Annotated in this window: 14 protein-coding genes; 3 read left to right on the plus strand and 11 right to left on the minus strand. The window is 44.8% G+C overall.

The annotated features are described in order from the left end of the window. The first annotated feature begins 152 nt into the window (after positions 1–152). On the plus strand, positions 153–1,274 hold the full coding sequence (locus tag AN618_RS06485) for an HD-GYP domain-containing protein (RefSeq protein WP_222926370.1): 1,122 nt from the start codon (positions 153–155) through the stop codon (positions 1,272–1,274). Between the two features lie 69 nt (positions 1,275–1,343). After that, entirely contained in the window at positions 1,344–1,817 is a 474-nt protein-coding gene (locus tag AN618_RS13530) for a PilZ domain-containing protein (RefSeq protein WP_222926372.1), read from the plus strand. Positions 1,818–1,904: 87 nt separating this feature from the next. Here the strand turns inward: AN618_RS13530 and AN618_RS06490 are convergent, their stop codons facing one another. From AN618_RS06490 to AN618_RS06520, 7 genes are all read right to left on the minus strand, one after another. Then, complete coding sequence (locus AN618_RS06490) at positions 1,905–3,554, minus strand: NAD(P)/FAD-dependent oxidoreductase (RefSeq protein ID WP_187694891.1); 1,650 nt, start codon at positions 3,552–3,554, stop codon at positions 1,905–1,907. Between the two features lie 93 nt (positions 3,555–3,647). Then, positions 3,648–4,145 (minus strand): hypothetical protein, encoded by a 498-nt coding sequence (locus tag AN618_RS06495; RefSeq protein WP_222926374.1) that lies wholly within the window; start codon positions 4,143–4,145, stop codon positions 3,648–3,650. 147 nt (positions 4,146–4,292) lie between these two features. Then, on the minus strand, positions 4,293–6,122 hold the full coding sequence (gene glmS / locus AN618_RS06500; protein WP_066353317.1) for a glutamine--fructose-6-phosphate transaminase (isomerizing): 1,830 nt from the start codon (positions 6,120–6,122) through the stop codon (positions 4,293–4,295). Positions 6,123–6,452: 330 nt separating this feature from the next. Next, positions 6,453–7,793: a phosphoglucosamine mutase gene (gene glmM / locus AN618_RS06505; protein WP_066353318.1), complete on the minus strand. Its 1,341-nt coding sequence runs from the start codon at positions 7,791–7,793 to the stop codon at positions 6,453–6,455. Between the two features lie 33 nt (positions 7,794–7,826). Beyond that, positions 7,827–9,032, minus strand: a complete 1,206-nt coding sequence (locus AN618_RS06510) for a CdaR family protein (protein WP_066353319.1) — start codon at positions 9,030–9,032, stop codon at positions 7,827–7,829. Then, positions 9,025–9,846, minus strand: a complete 822-nt coding sequence (cdaA, locus tag AN618_RS06515; RefSeq protein WP_066353320.1) for a diadenylate cyclase CdaA — start codon at positions 9,844–9,846, stop codon at positions 9,025–9,027. The genes AN618_RS06510 and cdaA overlap by 8 nt, the downstream gene beginning before the upstream one ends. A gap of 75 nt (positions 9,847–9,921) precedes the next feature. Then, the gene (locus AN618_RS06520) at positions 9,922–10,767 is read right to left on the minus strand and encodes a DUF8173 domain-containing protein (RefSeq protein WP_245628431.1); all 846 of its coding nucleotides are present in this window, start codon (positions 10,765–10,767) and stop codon (positions 9,922–9,924) included. A 147-nt stretch (positions 10,768–10,914) separates the two neighbouring features. On the opposite strand from AN618_RS06520, the gene hydF reads away from it, so the two are divergent. Continuing rightward, positions 10,915–12,159, plus strand: a complete 1,245-nt coding sequence (gene hydF / locus AN618_RS06525; RefSeq protein WP_066353321.1) for a [FeFe] hydrogenase H-cluster maturation GTPase HydF — start codon at positions 10,915–10,917, stop codon at positions 12,157–12,159. Between the two features lie 45 nt (positions 12,160–12,204). On the opposite strand, the gene AN618_RS06530 is transcribed toward hydF, so the two are convergent. The 4 genes from AN618_RS06530 to AN618_RS06545 form a co-directional block, all read right to left on the minus strand. Further along, positions 12,205–12,786 carry a TetR/AcrR family transcriptional regulator gene (locus tag AN618_RS06530; protein WP_066353323.1) on the minus strand — a complete coding sequence of 194 codons (582 nt, stop codon included), beginning with the start codon at positions 12,784–12,786 and terminating at the stop codon, positions 12,205–12,207. Positions 12,787–12,815: 29 nt separating this feature from the next. Then, positions 12,816–14,015: a TolC family protein gene (locus AN618_RS06535; RefSeq protein ID WP_157081653.1), complete on the minus strand. Its 1,200-nt coding sequence runs from the start codon at positions 14,013–14,015 to the stop codon at positions 12,816–12,818. A gap of 66 nt (positions 14,016–14,081) precedes the next feature. Next, positions 14,082–17,228 carry an efflux RND transporter permease subunit gene (locus tag AN618_RS06540; protein WP_066353325.1) on the minus strand — a complete coding sequence of 1,049 codons (3,147 nt, stop codon included), beginning with the start codon at positions 17,226–17,228 and terminating at the stop codon, positions 14,082–14,084. Between the two features lie 24 nt (positions 17,229–17,252). Next, the gene (locus tag AN618_RS06545; protein ID WP_066353326.1) at positions 17,253–18,542 is read right to left on the minus strand and encodes an efflux RND transporter periplasmic adaptor subunit; all 1,290 of its coding nucleotides are present in this window, start codon (positions 18,540–18,542) and stop codon (positions 17,253–17,255) included. Between the last annotated feature and the right edge of the window lie 62 nt (positions 18,543–18,604).

Below are 18,604 nucleotides of genomic sequence, written 5' to 3' on the forward strand. Positions count from 1 at the left end.
TTTTTTTTATTTTTTTTTTTTATTTTTTTTTTTTTTTTTTTTTTTTTTTTTTTTTTTTTTTAAGTAAGAAGGATTTAAATTTTCTTTATAGAATAAATTCATAATAAAACTATTGCTTTTATTGCACGAGCAACGAAGGAGTGACATCAAGAATGCTCACATATTTTGATAATAATACCAAAATTAATTTAGATTTGATTGAAAGTCTTTCAAACTTCAAAACAGAATTCAATATAGACTGTTTAAGTATTTATTTGGTGGATAATAAAAGAATATATGATGTCGAAGAAATTGGGACCGAAATTACTGATACTGCCCTCTCTTTAAAAATCCTACAAAATAATAATATTGTGAGTCTTGCATGTGAGAGCTTAAAACCTGTTTATCATCTTATCGAAGACGATGATACTATTGTTCCAATGAATAAAAATTTTATCGAAGAAGTATGTATCCCTATAAAAGTAGAGAAACATAAAGATATTATTGTTTGCGTGTATTTTGGATTCACTAATAAAACTAAAGATATCGCAGAATTACTATCTTTATTCTTCAGTAAATTTAATCTATTTGAAATATATTCTTACGCATTTTCAAAATACAGCCAATTAATCGGTATTGAAAGAATTTCAAGACTTCTAATGGTGCTTGAAGATAATATAAAATTTAACCAGCCGTCTTTAAGACTGCATGCCTTCAATGTAGCGTTCTGGTCTGTTGAAATAGCTAAGAAACTGAATTTCTCGAAGAGCGACCTTGAAAAACTCTACTACGCAGCTTTATTCCATGACATTGGGAAAATAAGAATCAAAAGCAGTATAATCAATAAAGAAGGCTCATTGACAGAAGAAGAATACGAGGAAGTTAAACGCCATGCAGAGTATGGATATATAATTACAAAGGAATTGTTAGGTGATATATATCCTGAGATCCCTTTATGGGTAAAATACCATCATGAAATGTATGATGGAAGCGGTTACCCCACCGGATTAAAAGGTAATGATATCCCTCTCCCAAGCAGGATTATTAAGGTCGCAGATGTAATAGATGTCTTGCATTCCCCAAGAAGCTATAAACAAACCGTTTCCGTTGACAAAATAATTGCCGAACTCAAAAGATGCAGCAAAAAAGACTTTGATCCAGAAGTTGTAGATGCAGCACTAGAAGTAATTAACGAAAGAATTATATTACCGATGGATATATTAAAGTCAGTGGGCGAAAAAATTTTGCCAGCATACCTTTCACTACAAACTTACAAAGATATAATTAATTTATAGGGATATTTTTACCTTAATGAAGAGAAAAGTTATTTTAAATCTACTAATACTACTAAAGATATAGAAGACTTGTGGAATTTAATCTCAGCTTCTCTTGTCATAGAAAAATTTAATTCAATATATGAGTATGAAGTTGATGTAGTTCCAATAGATGAAAACAATTATCTAATTTCAAATATAAGGCTTCTTGAAAAAAAGAGCTATGTATCCATATTATGGGAGTTAGATGCATATTTAATTACACAAGACGGTAAGAATATAAACGTTAAAGTCAAAAGACTGTCGGGCGACTATCTGTTATTTGTATGTGATAATTCTTACACTTTCAATATGGCAAATCCTTACAAAATGAGGCTTCAATTTGAAGATGGTGAAGTATTAATTTTAAACGGGAGAATCACCTACAGTTACCCTGTATCTGATAATTGCATTTATTGTAAATATACCTTTGTAAATATTCCAGAGGCAACAAGAGATAAATTGTTCAGGCAGATTTTTAGAAAACAAATTGAGTTAAGGAAACATGTGAGATCCTCTCCCTAATGAATTAGGAAGTACCATTACCAGAGGAATTATTTTCTCGTGACCGGGCTTGCTACGAGGAAAGTCCTGGCCTACCTGTTCCTGCCTTTAAAGATTGCGCGCGTCACTCAGGCGGTTGTCCTTAAGTACCGTCTTCTTTGCCGGGGGAGCGTAAGTCCGTATGATCTGTTCGGCTACTTTAATCCCATCTACGGCGGCCGAGACAATACCTCCGGCATAGCCGGCTCCTTCCCCTGCGGGATACAACCCTTTTAGCGATACGGACTGAAAGTCTTCTCCCCTTAAAATCCGCAGAGGAGCCGAGCTACGCGTTTCTACTCCCGTCAATACCGCTTCCTTGCCCGCAAAGCCGGGCATCCGACGATCGAAGTCGATGAGCGCTCTTCTCAAGGGCTCGGCAATGAAGTCAGGAAGTATCCGATCCAGATTTGCCGGTATCACCCCCGGACGGTAAGTGGGTTGCAACCTATCAAAGCTTGAGGATTCCTGGCGCATGAGGAAGTCAACGACCTTCTGGGCCGGGGCCCTATAGCCACCTCCTCCCAGGAGGTATGCAGCCTTCTCCATCTTTTCCTGCAGGGCAACTCCTCCCAAGATATCTTCATCCCAATCTTTAGGGCTCACTGTAACCAAGAGCGCACTATTGGCCACTCCGGAATCACGAGCGCAGTAGCTCATGCCGTTTACTACCACCTGATTCTCTCCCGAGGCACTGGCAATCACGTAGCCCCCCGGGCACATGCAGAATGAATAGACATTCCTTCCCGTCTCCTCGTCCTGATAGGTAATACGGTACTCAGCCGCCGGAAGCCGCGGATGCCCAGCGTATTTACCGTACTGGATCCTATCGATCAGGGCCTGCGGATGCTCGATCCTCACCCCAACAGCAAACGCCTTGGGAGTAAGGCTTACCCCTTTGCGGTAAAGCAAGCGATAAACATCACGAGCCGAATGCCCAACCGCCAAAACCAGCACCTCCGCATCGACCTCGATGGCGTCGTTTATAACCGCCCCCTTTATATGCCCACCCTCGGCAATAAGATCCGTGAGCCGCGCTTCGAAATATATCTCGCCACCCAGTTCCAGGATACGCCGCCTCATATTGTAGACTATCTCCCTGAGTCGGTCGGTACCAACGTGCGGGTTTTTCAAGTATTCGATCTCGGGAGGTGCGCCCATGGACACCAGCGTCTTAAACACTTTCTCTACTCGTACATCGCCGATGCGCGTGGTCAGTTTACCATCAGAAAACGTTCCTGCTCCTCCCTCACCGAACTGTACATTCGATTCGGGATCGAGCTCGCCACACTGCCAAAAACGCTCGACATCCTCGACCCGTCGCCTTAAGTCTCTGCCCCTTTCAACCACCACCGGCTTATAACCATATTCAGCCAGCGTGAGGGCGCAAAAAAGCCCGGCCGGTCCAGCCCCAACGATCAACGGTGAATACGTTAACCGCTCACTTCCCAAAGCAAGCGGTTCTTCCCTGACAGGCTCCACCAAGGATATGTCCGGGGCCCTAAAGATCGAACGGGGAAGCCGCATACCCCCTTTTAGCTTGACATCCACGTGGTAGGTGAAATACACCTCGGCCCGCCGGGCATCGATGGCCTTGCGTGCAATCTTCAGATCCTCGATGGTCTCCGGATTTACCCCTAACCGCTGCGCCGCTTTTTTTATGAGCAGCGCTTCTTCTTCGTCAACGTGCAGCCGTAAGTTGTGCACTCTTACAATCATATACCATTCCCTTCCGTTGTCGGTTCTACATCCTGTTGATTTAAAAAAACCTTTTCCGTTTCCAATCCCTCAAACCAGTATAAAATATACATGTCATTTTCTAGGAGCTCTCTTTTTGTAAGCCTCGCCTCCTAATCGAAAATTCTGACTACCTTGTTGGGAATGGAAATAGTAGTTTTTGAATGCTAAAATATCGTCATAAAATCCCATTTTAAATATCAAAATATTAACTCCTATTATAATTATTGCTAAGATAACTAAATACAAAGCACCCCCAAAAGCATCTAAAATATTTAACACACGCAGTAATTCCCAAACCAAATAAACAGGCAGTAAACCGAAGATTAAAATGTAAACCATTGATAATAGAAACATAGTTACCTTAAACGCCATTCTATTCCCTTTATAATACAAAAAGATATTGAATAAAACCAGCCCATTAATGATGATTTTTTCTGCTAATACCTTAATACCATTAGATATTAAATTAGCAGTAAAATCTCCGAACAAAAGAAGAATTAAAATAATTATACCAGTATTTACAATTTTTCTGCCTCTGTTAACCTGCTCATTATTAAAAAACAAAACCATCTCTCTCCCCAGTAGGAAAAAGGGATAAGTAGCATAAAGCCCGCATTTCTCAAGGCTTTACCACTTATCCCTTTGCTATTTCATTGCTACTTGACCCTTAAACCTCTTCCCTTTTGCCTCCCCAAACGGAATCACTTTTTTCTACACTTACTCCACCGTTACACTCTTGGCGAGGTTTCTCGGCTTATCCACGTCGCAGCCACGAGCAACGGCGGCGTAATATGCGAAAAGTTGTAAGGGTATAACAGCGAGTACAGGCGTCAGCATCGGGTGGGTTTTGGGGATGTACATTACACGATCCGCAGATTTTGCGATATCTTCGTTTCCTTCATTGGCAAGGGCAATTACGGCCGCACCCCTTGCCTTGACTTCCTTAATATTGCTCAGGGTCTTTTCGTACAAATGCTCCTGCGTTACCAGGGATATAACCGGCACACCCTCCGTGACCAGGGCCAGAGTGCCGTGTTTCAGTTCGCCCGCAGCATAAGCTTCCGCATGAATGTAAGAGATTTCTTTCAGCTTCAGTGCCCCTTCCAAAGCTACTGCGTAGTCCAGACCCCTGCCTATATAAAATATGTGCTCTCTTTGAGCGTACTCTTCGGCCATTTTTTTGATTTCGCTTTCAGAATCAAGGATGACCTTTGCCTGGTCGGGCAGCTTTTTCAAAGCCAGTGCGATTTCGGCGAATTCCTCACCGGAAATGGTCCCGAGAAGTTTTGCAAAGTGAAGAGCTATTAAATTCAGGGCAACGAGCTGGGTACTGTACGCCTTGGTAGAAGCAACGGCAATTTCTGGGCCGGCCCACGTGTATAGCACATCGTCGGCCTCCCGGGAAACGGAGCTGCCCACGACGTTGGTTATTGCAAGCACCCTAGCCCCTAGTTTTTTGGATTCGCGAAGCGCCGCTAAAGTGTCGGCTGTTTCTCCGGACTGGCTGATTATTATCACCAACGTGTCCTTGCCGACCATGGGTTCCCTGTATCGAAATTCCGAAGCCAAGTCAACTTCCACAGGGAGGCGGGCAAGTTTTTCTATAATGTACTTACCCACCACGCCGGCGTGGTAAGCGGTGCCGCAGGCCACTATGAATATCTTCTTGAGATTTTCTAACTCTTCTTTGGTTATCTTTATATCATCCAGCCTTACTTCTCCCCTTTCGGGGTAAAGCCGCCCTGTCATGGTATCCCGCAGAGCCTTGGGCTGTTCGTGAATTTCCTTCAGCATAAAGTGCGGGTATCCACCCTTCTCAGCCGCCACTGCATCCCATTTTACTTCAAATACTTCCTTGGATACGGGATTACCTTCAAAATCCGTAATCTCGACGCCAGTCTTGGTTATTTTCGCCATTTCCCCATCTTCAAGGATGTAGACGCGACGGGTATACTGAAGTATGGCTGGTATATCCGATGCTACAAAATTCTCGCCGCTTCCGAGGCCCACTATAAGCGGACTTGACTTCCGCGCAGCCACCAATGTCTCCGGTTCTTTGCTGGAAATCACCCCGAGGGCGAAGGAGCCTTCGAGCTTTTTTACCGCCATCCTTACCGCTTCGAACAAATCTCCCTTGTAAAAATGCTCAATCAGATGAGGCACGACTTCCGTATCGGTTTCGGACTCAAACCTATGTCCTCGGGATTCTAGCCATTCCTTGAGTTCCTGGAAGTTTTCGATGATACCGTTGTGTACCACAATAAAATCTCCCGAACAATCGCTATGGGGGTGAGCATTGACATCGGAGGGTCTGCCGTGAGTAGCCCACCGGGTATGACCTATGCCGATATGACCTTCAGGATAAGCTCCTCCTAGCTTTTCTTCCAAAATTTTTATTTTGCCCTCGCTTTTTACCACTTTCATGCTGCAGGAATTGTACACGGCGATACCTGCCGAATCGTATCCCCTGTACTCCAGTCTTTTTAGCCCATCTATCAAAACGGGAGCAGCTTCCCTGTCTCCCACATAGCCGACAATTCCACACATAGCCTTTTCCTGCCTTTCTTTTTAATTTTCAAGGTTCAACGCAATTCAATCCTGCTGAAGACCCCTTTGTCCCGGCGATCGCTCGCCGGTTTTGTAGGCCTCTTACGGTGGCAGGTCACCGTGGGGCATCCGCCGAAAGTTCGATAAACCCCATCCTCGTCAGCTCCCGAAGAAAATTCCTCCGAGAGCTCAGGCGCTTTTTAAAGTCTCCGTATTTTTTAAGTCAAAACACATATTCTTATTAATGCTATATCTCACCCCTTTCTCTTTTCTTTAACCGTGTCGACCGGTGCCTTTTGACTTCCATCACCTCCTTTAAAAGGGTCCAGTTTAAGACAGTTCTTCTCTTATCACATCGGCTAGCCGCAAGGCCAGTTCGTTTATAACTTTTTCGTCCTCTCCCTCGACCATCACTCGGATTAGAGGTTCGGTACCCGATGGCCGAACCACGACACGGCCGTTTTCGCCCAGTAGGGCTTCGGCTTCTTCAATAGCTTCCTTTATTTTTCTGTTTTCGATGTATCCGGACTTGTTCTTCACTTTTACATTTACAAGTACCTGCGGATACACTTTCATTATATTCCTTAATTCCGACATCGGTTTTCCGGATTCTGCCATTACCGAAAGCAGTTTTACCGCCGTTAATATGCCGTCTCCCGTAGTATTGTGGTCTAGAAAGATTATGTGCCCCGATTGTTCTCCTCCCAGATTGTAGCCTCCTTTCAGCATTTCCTCCAGCACATATCTGTCTCCCACTTTAGTCCTTAGCGTCTTTATCCCCCTGTTTTTCAACGCCACCTCGAATCCCATGTTGCTCATTACAGTTGCTACCACGGTATCGTTCTTCAAAATCCCGCGGCTTTTCATATAATCGGCACATATGGCCATGATGTGGTCCCCATCGATAATTTCGCCATTTTCGTCGCAGGCGATGAGCCGGTCGGCGTCGCCGTCAAAAGAAAGGCCGACGTCGGCCCTGACTTCCCTCATGAAGCGTGATATAACTTCTGGGTTCGTTGAACCGCAATTAACGTTTATGTTGCACCCATCGGGACAGTCGTTTATGACGAAGACTTCCGCCCCCAGCTCTCTGAATACCAGCGGAGCAATCTTATATGCTGCACCGTTCGCGCAGTCTAAAGCTATCTTAATACCTGTAAAATCACGATTGGCTATGGATTTTATAAATTCCGCATAAGGACAAATGCCATCTTCGCTGAAAACCTTGCCCACTTCCGGCCCTGTTGGGCTTTTTATCCGGTCATCGCAATCCTCTAACAAAGCCTCGATTTCGTCTTCCATTGCATCGGGCAATTTGAAGCCTTCGCTGTTGAAAAATTTTATGCCGTTGTATTCCACAGGGTTGTGGGAAGCGGAAATAACCACTCCCGCATCGGCGCCAAAATGACGGGTCAAATATGCCACCGCCGGAGTCGGAACTATCCCAACTTTTAAAACGTTCGCCCCTGTAGAACAAATCCCGGCTATAAGTGCGGCCTCCAGCATGTCCCCGGATATGCGGGTATCCCTGCCGACTACTATCGTGGGCCTGCGGTGATTTTCAGAAAGCACATGAGCTCCTGCTCTCCCAAGCCGATAGGCCAGCAAAGGGGTAAGTTCCTTATTGGCAATCCCTCTCACTCCGTCTGTGCCAAAAAGTCTTTCTCCCATGGAATTCTCCTCTCCAGACTCTTTGTCTAAATTTTATTGTCTTTTAATAGTTACTTTTACAGTATCAGGTTCTACGCTGATTAACTCATAAGGTTCCGGAACGTCGGCTTTAATTTTTAGAATATATTCGCCCTCCGAAAGCCCCGCAGCATCAGCATATATTTTAAACGAATCTATGTCCACTCTATCTATGATACTGTTCGGTCCCCGAACTGTCAACATAAATTCTCCATCCTCAGGAACTACCCTCAATCCAGCTTGCAGGTTTCTGAAACTGATATCATCGCCGGTGAAACTTAATGCTTTCAAGTCGGCCCTTTCGATTTCCACCAAAACCCTTACCTTGCTCAATGCCTCATCGAAAGGCTGAACCCCGCGCGGCATCTGCAACCCAGCCTCCACCGACATGTTCTGGGAAAGTCCGCTTACGTTTATCGGTTCCGTAGAAATTTGGTTGATATTTTTTAAAACCTCAACATTGCCGGTGACCATAACCACCGAAGGTTCGACTCTCACTTCTTTAATCATATACCCTTCTTCGGGATTGCCTCTTATATTTGGCGTGACCGGGACAGTAGCCACCGGCACTATGGGTATCCTCACTTCCACCGTTTCGGGTCTGTAGGTAACCCCTTTTTGTTCATTGCCCTTTGCATCCACAACCTTCACCGGAAGTGATGCGATCACCATGTTGTTTTTATCGCTAATATCCGCTTCCACTACAGCTCTTCGCGAGGAATTCACAAGGCTCCTTGGCCCCCTCACCAAAACCGCCTGAGGAGAGGCTAAAGGTGTTTTGGCGGCAAAGCCTTCGGCGGGAACCCCTTTAACTTCCACGTAAACCGGTATTTGCTCCTCAATTACGGCCTCCAGGACCACCACGATTTCTTTCGGGGAAAAATCCAGCAGTTCAACGTTGGGCGGCACGCTCACGCTTACAGGCACCATATTTTCTCCTTCCATTCGGCCCCGCAGGTTTACCTCAGCAACGATATCCTCCGGTTTGAGGCCTGTTATTATGCTTCGCCGGGCTCTGACTTTCACGTTTACAAAGTATTGCTGCGAGGGGTCTTTTAACGCGAGGCTCGTATCATCCAGATTTTTTAACTGAACCGGTACATCCCTCACTACATATGTAACCTGAGGATTTTGTTCATTCATGACGTACAACCAGAGCACTAGGGCCACAAGCACCGATAATATTTTTAAAGCAACATCCCCGGAGAAATACCTACCCATTTAATCTCCTCCAGTGCAGGAAATTTGTTTTTTTATCACCTATCTGGTAGACTTCCTTCAGCACGTTTTTCAACGTCTTTACATCGAGGTACCTGCTGAGCTTGCCTTCCCTGGCCACCGAAATTACCCCGGTTTCTTCCGAAACTATTATGGCCACCGCATCCGATTGTTCGGTAACTCCCAAAGCCGCCCTGTGCCTGGTGCCTAGCTCTTTGCTGAGGTTTGGATTTTCAGTAAGCGGAAGGTAGCAACCCGCAGCCATTACCTTATCGTTGCGGACTATGACAGCTCCGTCGTGAAGGGGAGTATTAGGTATGAAGATGTTTATAAGGAGTTCTGCGGTAAGATACCCTTCTATCTTGATGCCGGTTTCTATATATTCGTTAAGGCCCGTTTCCCTTTCCAATACGATTAAAGCGCCTATTTTGTTTTTCGAAAGCTCTTCCGCTGCTTGTGCCAGATTATCTATGAGAAAGCTGAGCTCCTCTTCTCCCAATCCGAAAAGGGAGCTTGAAAAGAACCTGCTCCTTCCTAGCTGTTCCAGCGCCCTTCTGAGCTCCGGCTGAAAAACCACAAGGAGCGCTATGACGCCTACGGTCATGGCATTTTTTAAAAGCCAGTGTATGGTATATAGTCCGAGCCATTCGCTCAATTTGGTAAAAACGACGAACACTATGATTCCTCGTATGAGCTGTACCGCCCGCGTGCCCCGGATGAGCTGAATGGCCTTGTAGGATACGTAAGCCACTATAGCTATGTCAAGAAGGTCCATCAACCTGAAGCCTTTGAAAAGTTCAATAATCTGTAAGGACATTTTTCCACCTCATGACGTAATCTATCAATAATTATAACATGTTGCAATAAAATAATTATATTTTTAACGAAATTTCTATACCTGCCTTGTTCCGAATCTGGTATCGGCAGTGATGCCCAGGGACAGTATGAAGACCGCCAGGGAAACAATACCTCCAGCGAAAGGCACAAGCTGTATCAGCCAGAGCACCAGAGCCCCGAGCAGGTATTCAGCAAAAAGACTTTCATTTATGCGGAGGTGTACATTTAACTTTCTCCCCAGGAACACGCTTATGGCAAGATACCCGAAAAATCCGGCTATAGCCGCCAAAAGCATGACAGCTGGTATCAAAGGAATGCCTATGAGCGTGAACACCAAAAGCAGCGCAACTACCGGCATGAGCAGCATTAAAACAAGCCCTTTGATTAATTTACCGACAGCGTCTTTATCCACGGCATTTGCGGCCACTTCCACATTGTTGGGAAACAGGGCTATCGTCAGGGCTCCAAGGGCCAGAATGCCCAAGAATCGTAAAAAATAAAATACCATAGATCGGGGAGCTAGCATTTTGGGGTTCCAGTAAAACTCGTACTTCCACGGATTCCTCAAAACTTCGCCGATGCCGCCTGCTATGCCCACCTGGTTTATCTTCCCCAGCACCCTGCCGTTTTCTTCGACTATGACCCTGCCGCCCACAGCGGTGGCGTCACCTTCCACGATTCCGCTGACAATCACATCGCCCATTACTGCTACGGCGTCGCCCGAAATCCTGCCATTTACAACCACGTCGCCCATAATCGCCACCGCATCGCCGTTTAAAACCTGACCGGCACCTATCACTACATCCTCCCCTATTTGCGTTATCTCACCTCCGTCTCCCCGGGCGAAGGCCGGAAAGAGGAAAAAACCACAAGGAGCGCAACGAGATATTTCCGCAATCAAACTCCTCCTTCTCCAGAAAATTACAAAAGCTGCTTAATATGATAATAACATTTATCGTAGTCATTCTCAATATGTGATATAATTAACTTGCAGTATTGATTTGCAAAAAGTCTGTAATAATTTACTTAGTAGAGGGGTCGATGTAAATTGCAAAAAGCAAGCCTCAACGAAACACCTACAGCAAGCAGGCTCCATATTGCCATATTTGGCCGAAGAAATGCAGGCAAATCAAGTTTAATAAATGCTATAACCAACCAGGATATAGCCTTGGTGTCCCCTGTGGCCGGCACCACCACCGACCCGGTTTTCAAGGCCATGGAACTCTTGCCTATAGGTCCCGTCGTCATAATCGACACCGCAGGTATCGACGATGAAGGCGAGCTCGGGGAACTCCGGGTGAAGAAGACCTACCAGGTGCTCAATAAGACGGACCTTGCCGTTTTAATAATAGACGGCATGACGGGAGTTACCGACTATGACCTGGAAATCCTGGGCAGGATCCGGGAGAAAAACATACCCGTAGTCGGAGTTGTAAACAAGTGCGATGTTGCCGGATACACGCCTGAAGATAAGAAAAACTGGGAAAAAAGGCTGAATATTAACCTCATAGAAGTGTCCGCCCTGAAAAGGCAGGGCATAGAGGAACTCAAGCGGGAGATAATAAACAAAGCTCCATCGAGCATCTCGGAGCATCCTCTTATTGGCGACCTTATTTCCCCGGGCGACATCGTGGTATTGGTGGTGCCCATCGACAAAGCTGCTCCCAAAGGCAGGCTAATCCTTCCCCAGCAGCAGACTATACGGGATGTGCTGGACCACAACGCCATTGCTGTAGTCACCAAGGAGACCGAGCTGAAAAATACATTATCCTCCCTTGCCAGAAAGCCCCGAATAGTCGTGACCGACTCCCAGGCCTTCGCCCGAGTGGCTCAGGACACACCTAGGGACATCCCCATGACCTCTTTCTCGATACTTTTTGCCCGCTACAAAGGCGACTTAGCGCAGCTCGTGGAGGGCGTGAAGGCCATAAAAAACCTAAAGCCCGGTGATAGGGTACTGATTGCCGAAGCCTGCACCCACCACAGGCAGGAAGACGACATCGGCACCGTAAAGATACCGAGGTGGCTAAGGCAGATACTTGGCTTTGATGTACAATTTGAATGGTCCAGCGGCTTTGGCTTCCCTGAAAACCTGGAGGACTTCAAGCTGGTGATTCACTGCGGGGGGTGCATGATAAACAGAAAAGAGATGCTGTACAGGCTTTCGCTTTTAAAGCGCAGGAACATCCCGGTGGTGAACTACGGGGTCTTTATTGCATACGCCCTGGGCATATTGGAAAGGGCTCTCGAGCCCATCCCGGAAGCTGCTTTGCTATTCTCATCGGAGTCTTAAGAAAGCCCCCAGCCTGGTATAAGGCGGGAGGCTTTCTTGCCCATTTCACATATACCCATATAAAAATATTTTGACGAGCTGGTCTGAAACCTCTTCCACATCGAATTCCCTGTTGTGGAACACCTTTTCTTCAATTACGGAAATCATCATTCCGAAGAAGCAGTAGGCGGCAAGATTTGTATCTTTTGCGTTTTGGGCGATTTTTTCAGTGCTTTCATCGATTATTTTCGAAAGCAGGTTTATTATTTTTGTTTTCCTGTCGTATATCCATTTAACCATACTTTCGTCAATCAGGGTGTGATGGCTTGCTATTATCTTCAAAACACCGCCGTGCTTTTCCATAAACGAAAAGCTGAATCTCACAATCTTTTTAAGGATTTCTTCCAATCCGGTATAACCTTTTATCTCGTTTTTCAGGCCAATCGTGTAAAGGTCTATTCCTTCCTTTATTATCTGCTGGAAAAGGTGTTTTTTACTCTTAAAATACTGGTAAATGGTGCCCTTGCCTATTCCAGCTTTTTCTGCAATATCCTGCATTTTCGTGTTTGGATAGCCTTTATTGGAAAATATTGAAGCAGCTGCTTCAAGTATCGATGAACGCTTTTCTACCTGTTTTTCTTTATTCAAAGGACTTCACCTCTGTAAAATTAAGAGGCCTATTCAAGGCCCTTGCCTGCCCAGTTGTCAAGCTGTGCTCTTGCTACATTATAATCGAACACTGAGGCTGTATATAAAAGCTCTGCCTGCCTCAAATTTTCCATGGCCTGGAGCACTTCCGCCATTGTGGCAGCCTGTGATTTATACTTAAGTTCTGTTATTCTGTATACTTCCTGCGCTGTCTCCTTAGCCTTTTGGGCAGCTTTCAATTTTTCTGCAGCCTCTACCAATGAATAATGCGCCGACCTTACCGCAAGTTCTATCTGGTTTTCCGCTTCCTCTACTCCTAATATAGCCTTTTCAAGCTCTATTTTTGCCTTTCTATAAGTAAAAGTGTTTTCAGCGTAGTATTTTAGTGCGAGCTTACAGTTGAGTTCCGCAACTTCCTTCATTTTTCTCACACTGATAACTTCCGGCCTGAGCGCTAAGGCACTTTTGACCATTTCTTCAACATCTGGGATTTCAGCAGGTGTATAAGTGAAAGTAGTTGTGAGTTCCAGAGGAGCCGTAAGGCTGCGGCCCATAATTTTGTTGAGGTTCATTTTTGCAAGTTGGAGGTTTTTTTCTGCCGAAACTCTGTTCGCTTCAGCGCTGTCAACTGCAGATTCTGCCATTAAAACCGAATCTTTTGCCACAACACCTTGCTTATAGCTTTCCTGGGCGTTTTTTAGCTGTTCTTTAGCTCGCTGAAGTTGTACCTCTGCGTTTTTCAGGTTGTCCTGAGCTTTAAGCACATTAAAATAGGCTTTTTCTACCTCTATCCTCAGGTTTTGCTCATCGAGAGCAAGGTTCTTTTTCACTATCAGTTCATTGGCTTCTTTCAACTTGGGAGCGAGGTCTTTGATCTGTGCTCCCTCAAAACTGAAAGCCGTTGGGACATAATTTCTCAATATCTTATCATCTCGAATCTCTTCTATCTTCTTTGCTTGAAATTCAGCTTCTTCTCGCTCCACTATTGTTTTTTCGTATTCCTGCCGAGAAATTTTCAAGCTTATATTGTTTTGAAGAGCAGTATTTATGCATTCTTCAAGTGAAAAGCTTACTTTTTCTTCAGCAGCAGGACTTTTAGATGCACTGTTTGCGATTTCGGTCGTATTAGCAGAAATATCTCCACGAGCTTTGGATTCCGCAAAGCCTGCAAGCAGCATTAAAAAACATAAGACAGCTGCAAGGAAAGATATGATTTTTCTATTCCTCATTTTCAGGACCCTCCCTAGTTTTATCAATTTTGACCTCCTATTAAAACGCCCTGCTTTTTGTTACGATTAAATGAGATTTCTGCCGAGTTTTTGCTTAAATATATTTACTCTTCTTACCACCATTGCCGACAGGTCTTCAAATATTGAATAAAGCACAGGCACAACCACCAGGGTCAAAAGGGTTGAGACGGACAATCCTCCCATTACGGTAACAGCAAGGGGCGCTTGGATTTCACTGCCTTCACCAATTCCAAGAGCAAGGGGTAAAAGGCCGAGAACTGTCGTAAGTGTTGTCATCATGATGGGCCTGAGCCTTCTTGGGCCGGCTTCAACTATCGCCTCTCTGACCGTCTTGCCTTTTGCCCTCAACTGGTTAATATAATCCACCAGTACAATGGCATTGTTAACCGCAATACCGGCCAGCATTATAACACCGATAAATGCAGGCACGCTGAACGCCCTCCTGCTTATCAGGAGGCCAAATACAACGCCCGTCGTGCAGAACGGTATTGCAAACATTATGGTAAATGGATGAAGGAGCGACTCGAACTGGGCTGCCATTACTGCATAAACGAGGAAAACCGCAAGAAGCAGCGCCTGGAATAGATCCGCAAACGATTCCATCATCTCTTTATTCTGGCCTTCAAAACTTATACTGTAGCCCTCCGGCAGATTGATTGAAGAAAGTGCTAACTTGATGTCATTTGTTACTTCTCCCAAACTCCTCTTATAAATATCGGCCGTCACATATACTACTCTTTTCTGATCCACACGATTAATCACATTTGGACCTTCGGTAATCGTAAATTCAGCTATGCTTCTAAGCGGCACATTGACGCCAGACGGAGACATCAATGTCATTCCTTCAAGGTCTTCCAGTGTCTTCCTTGAAAGCTCATCGAGCTGGACGTTTACTTCCACCTCTGTCCCGGCAACCCTGTATTTTGTCGCTTCAACGCCGTTTATTGCAATTCTTACTGTTTGCGCCACCTGGCTTGCATCCAGGCCGTAGTATGAAGCCCTGTCCTTATCTACTTTTATCCGGACTTCCGGTCTTCCCTCATCTACGGATGTTTCAACATCCCTGGTACCCGGCACCTTTTTGACTACAGTTTTAACTTTTTCAGCAAGGCTTTCAAGTATAGCAAAATCGTCCCCCTTTATAGCAATCTGGAGGGGTTTACTGCTTCCTGACATCCCCGAAACAGACCCTATAGTGCTCATAGTGGTCGCGCTGTTTATCTCGATCTTTGCCCCGGGAACTTCACCAATTTTCTGCCTGATTTCTTCAACTACATCCTTAGTTGACCTCTTCCTTTCGCTGACCGGAACGAGTCGCACGTCTATGCTGGCCATTTCGCCGCTTCCGGTCGTCCCGAGGAAGCTCCTTCTTGTATCTGTTCCAACCTGTGACGAATACATCTGAACTTCTGGTATTGAAGCAACTATATTTTCTATAGATTTAACCAACTCGTCGGTTTTCTCCACCTTTGTACCAAGAGGGTATTCGATCTTTATCGATATCCTGCCTTCATCTGTCTCCGGGAAAAATTCTGTACCCACTAAAGGAACCGCCATTACGCTTATGACAAGGAGTCCAACAATGGCAAGTATTACTATCTTCCTGTGCCTCAGGGCCCATGCAAGAAGTTTCCCATACTTTTCATCTACACTGTCGTAAAACCTGTCCATTCCCTCGAATATTCTGGCAAGAAACCCTTGTTTTTTCTCTTCAGCAGAGGTCACTTTGACCAGACGGGAACTCAGCAAAGGTACGAGTGTAATCGCGACGATCAAGGACGACAGAAGAGAGAATGTGATGGTGAGGCTCATTTCCTTGAACAATATTCCCGCCATACCTTTTACAAAGACTATCGGCAAAAATACGGCAATTGTAGTCAGTGTCGATGCTACTATGGCGAGGGTAACTTCCTCTGCCCCCACACACGCTGCCTCCATGCCGCCAAGACCTAATTCCCTGTGGTGATATATATTTTCAAGTACAACTATGGAGCTATCCACCAGCATACCTATCCCAAGGGCGAGGCCGCCGAGGGATATGAGGTTCAGCGTAATGCCGCTGAAATACATTACAACAAATGTGGCTATAATTGAGATCGGTATGGAAATTGCAATAACAACTGTTGACCTGAAATTATGTAAAAAAAGATAGAGAACTATTACCGCAAGTAAACCGCCTTGTATTGCACTTGATATCACGTTGTTTATCGACCTGTTTATAAAGTCCGATTGATCCAATATTTGATACAGTTCTATTCCTTTTGGAAGCTCTTTTTTAATCGCTTCGAGTTCTTTTTTTACTCCATTTGCCACAGCCACTGTGTTAGCGTCGCTGGATTTTTGTATAAGTATTCTTAATCCTTCGTACTTGTTGATTCTGGAATGGGTTTTTACGTCTTCCGTAGCATCTTTTACATCGGCTATATCGCTTAATCTAACTATAGCTCCCTGCCTATTAGCTACAGGAAGGTTTTTTATTTCGTCCACATTTTCAAATTCGCCAGTAGTCCTCACTATAAGCTCCCTACTGCCGTAGTCCACAGTTCCGCCTGGCAGGTTCAGGTTATTTGCTGCAAGTGCCTGTATAACCTGTGAAAAGCTGATTCCGTACCCGTTCATCTTTTGTGGTGAAAGCAGGACCCTTATCTGGCGCTCTACTCCACCTGTAACCTGGACGCTTGCAACTCCCGCTACCCTCTCAAGCCTTTTCTCTATCATATCTTCAGCAATCTGCTTCATCAAAAGCGGATCCCTGTCGCCTGTCATGCCGTAAATAAGCACCGGCATCATAGATGGGTCGAACTTAATTACAATTGGTTCATCTGCGTCGTCCGGCAATCTTTTTTTAACCATATCTACTTTCTCTCTTATATCCGTCACCGCTGTATCAAGGTCTGTTCCCCAGTTGAAATTCACCGTAATCATGGAAACATTGGCTTCACTTGATGAAGATATGCTTTTTATGTTTTCTACCCCGGCTATTTCTTTTTCAATCGGCTTTGTTATCATTGTCTCTATTTCTTCGGAGCTTGCCCCAGGGTATGTTGTCACAATAACAGCCGTCGGAAGCTGTATATCCGGCAGCAAATCAACCTGCATCTTGCTCAAGGAAACAAATCCGAGGATAATTATGACAAGCACAGCCATTAATGTTGCAACAGGTCTTTTTACAACTGTCTCCGTAATTCTCATGATTTCACCCCCCTTGCTAAATCTTCACTGGATTTTCACCGTAGACCCTTCCATCAGCATGTTTTGGCCGCTTACAATAACCGTCTCTCCTTCTTTCAGGCCCTCCGTTATTTCCACCTTATCGCCGTTTGTAACTCCTATCTTTACAAGTCTCTCTTCGGCTTTACCTTCATTTACTACATAAACTACATTACCATGTTTTCTAATCAGGACAGCATCTTTTGGAACCGTAATCACATTTTCCTTTATACCCCTGACGACATTCACACTTGCAAACATGCCAGGCTTTAACTTGTGATCTTTGTTTTCCATCTCAATTTTTACCTTAAAAAGCCTGCTTGGGCCCGATGCCGGTGAAATACTACTTATTTTGCCCTTTATTTTACCTTCATTCTCAAGGGCATCTATATTCACTGTTGCTTCCTGCCCATCCTTTATTTTATTAATATCCTCTTCTGGAACATCAATAACTACCTTAACTTTATCTATATTAACTATTGAACCTAGCGCTGCTCCTGCCTGGCACATCTCGCCTGGATTTATCTGCTTTGATGAAATCACGCCCGATATAGGTGCCTTTATTACCGAATTTCTTATATTTGTTTTTATAAGCTCCACCTGAGCCTGCGCCTGAGCAACCTGAGCCTGCGCCTGAGCAACCTGAGCCCTCAAGGCTTCAATATTTTTTGGCAACCGCTCTTTAGTCAACCTCAATTGTTCTTTTGCGCTTTCATACTGGCTTTTTGCTACTTTGTACTTCAGTTCCATGCTGTCGAATGCCTGTTTTGAAATTGCATCCGCCTCATACAAAGCCTTCATTCTCTCGTAATCAGCCTTTGTGTTTAAGTAGTTTGCCTCTGCCTGCTCAAACGCTGCCTCTGCCTGCTCAAGTTGCTGCGGCAGTGCCCCAGATTCATTGGCTGCAAGATTGGCCCTTGCCGATGCTAAGGCGGCCTTCGCCTGTGCTAAACCAGCCTCCGCCTGGGAAAGCTGGTCGTATAATTCTTCAGTTTCAAGTATTATTAGTGGCTCTCCTTCTTTTACATAGTCCCCTACTTCAAAATTGACTTCTTTTACCCTTCCAGAAATTTTACTTACAATTTTAACCTCATCGCCTGCCTCAATCTGACCTGTAAAAGTCGCTATGTCTTCTATTTTATCCTTTTTTGTCTTCATCACTTTAACCGGCACTGCTGTATCATTTTTTGCTTCTTCTTTCTTTTTTGAACATCCAGCAAGAAGGAATATTGATGCCACAAAGAGAATCAGAAACAACGAAGCTATTATTTTGGTGTTTTTTCTGCAAAACTTCATAAAATGCACCCCTTTTACTTTTGCGCAACTGTCATTCTTAATTGTTTTTTAGTTAGAATAGT

Origin of the sequence: Fervidicola ferrireducens, assembly GCF_001562425.1 — a bacterium.
Classification (GTDB): domain Bacteria; phylum Bacillota; class Thermosediminibacteria; order Thermosediminibacterales; family Thermosediminibacteraceae; genus Fervidicola; species Fervidicola ferrireducens.

What these genes read in the sequence shown, in the direction of transcription:
- AN618_RS06545 (WP_066353326.1), bottom strand. Translation starts at nt 18,542, where the DNA reads ATGAAGTTTTGCAGAAAAAACACCAAAATAATAGCTTCGTTGTTTCTG.
- AN618_RS06535 (WP_157081653.1), bottom strand. Translation starts at nt 14,015, where the DNA reads ATGAGGAATAGAAAAATCATATCTTTCCTTGCAGCTGTCTTATGTTTT.
- AN618_RS06485 (WP_222926370.1), top strand. Translation starts at nt 153, where the DNA reads ATGCTCACATATTTTGATAATAATACCAAAATTAATTTAGATTTGATT.
- glmM (WP_066353318.1), bottom strand. Translation starts at nt 7,793, where the DNA reads ATGGGAGAAAGACTTTTTGGCACAGACGGAGTGAGAGGGATTGCCAAT.
- AN618_RS06490 (WP_187694891.1), bottom strand. Translation starts at nt 3,554, where the DNA reads ATGATTGTAAGAGTGCACAACTTACGGCTGCACGTTGACGAAGAAGAA.
- AN618_RS06510 (WP_066353319.1), bottom strand. Translation starts at nt 9,032, where the DNA reads ATGGGTAGGTATTTCTCCGGGGATGTTGCTTTAAAAATATTATCGGTG.
- AN618_RS06540 (WP_066353325.1), bottom strand. Translation starts at nt 17,228, where the DNA reads ATGAGAATTACGGAGACAGTTGTAAAAAGACCTGTTGCAACATTAATG.
- glmS (WP_066353317.1), bottom strand. Translation starts at nt 6,122, where the DNA reads ATGTGTGGAATTGTCGGCTATGTGGGAGACAGGGAAGCTGCTCCCGTT.
- AN618_RS06495 (WP_222926374.1), bottom strand. Translation starts at nt 4,145, where the DNA reads ATGGTTTTGTTTTTTAATAATGAGCAGGTTAACAGAGGCAGAAAAATT.
- cdaA (WP_066353320.1), bottom strand. Translation starts at nt 9,846, where the DNA reads ATGTCCTTACAGATTATTGAACTTTTCAAAGGCTTCAGGTTGATGGAC.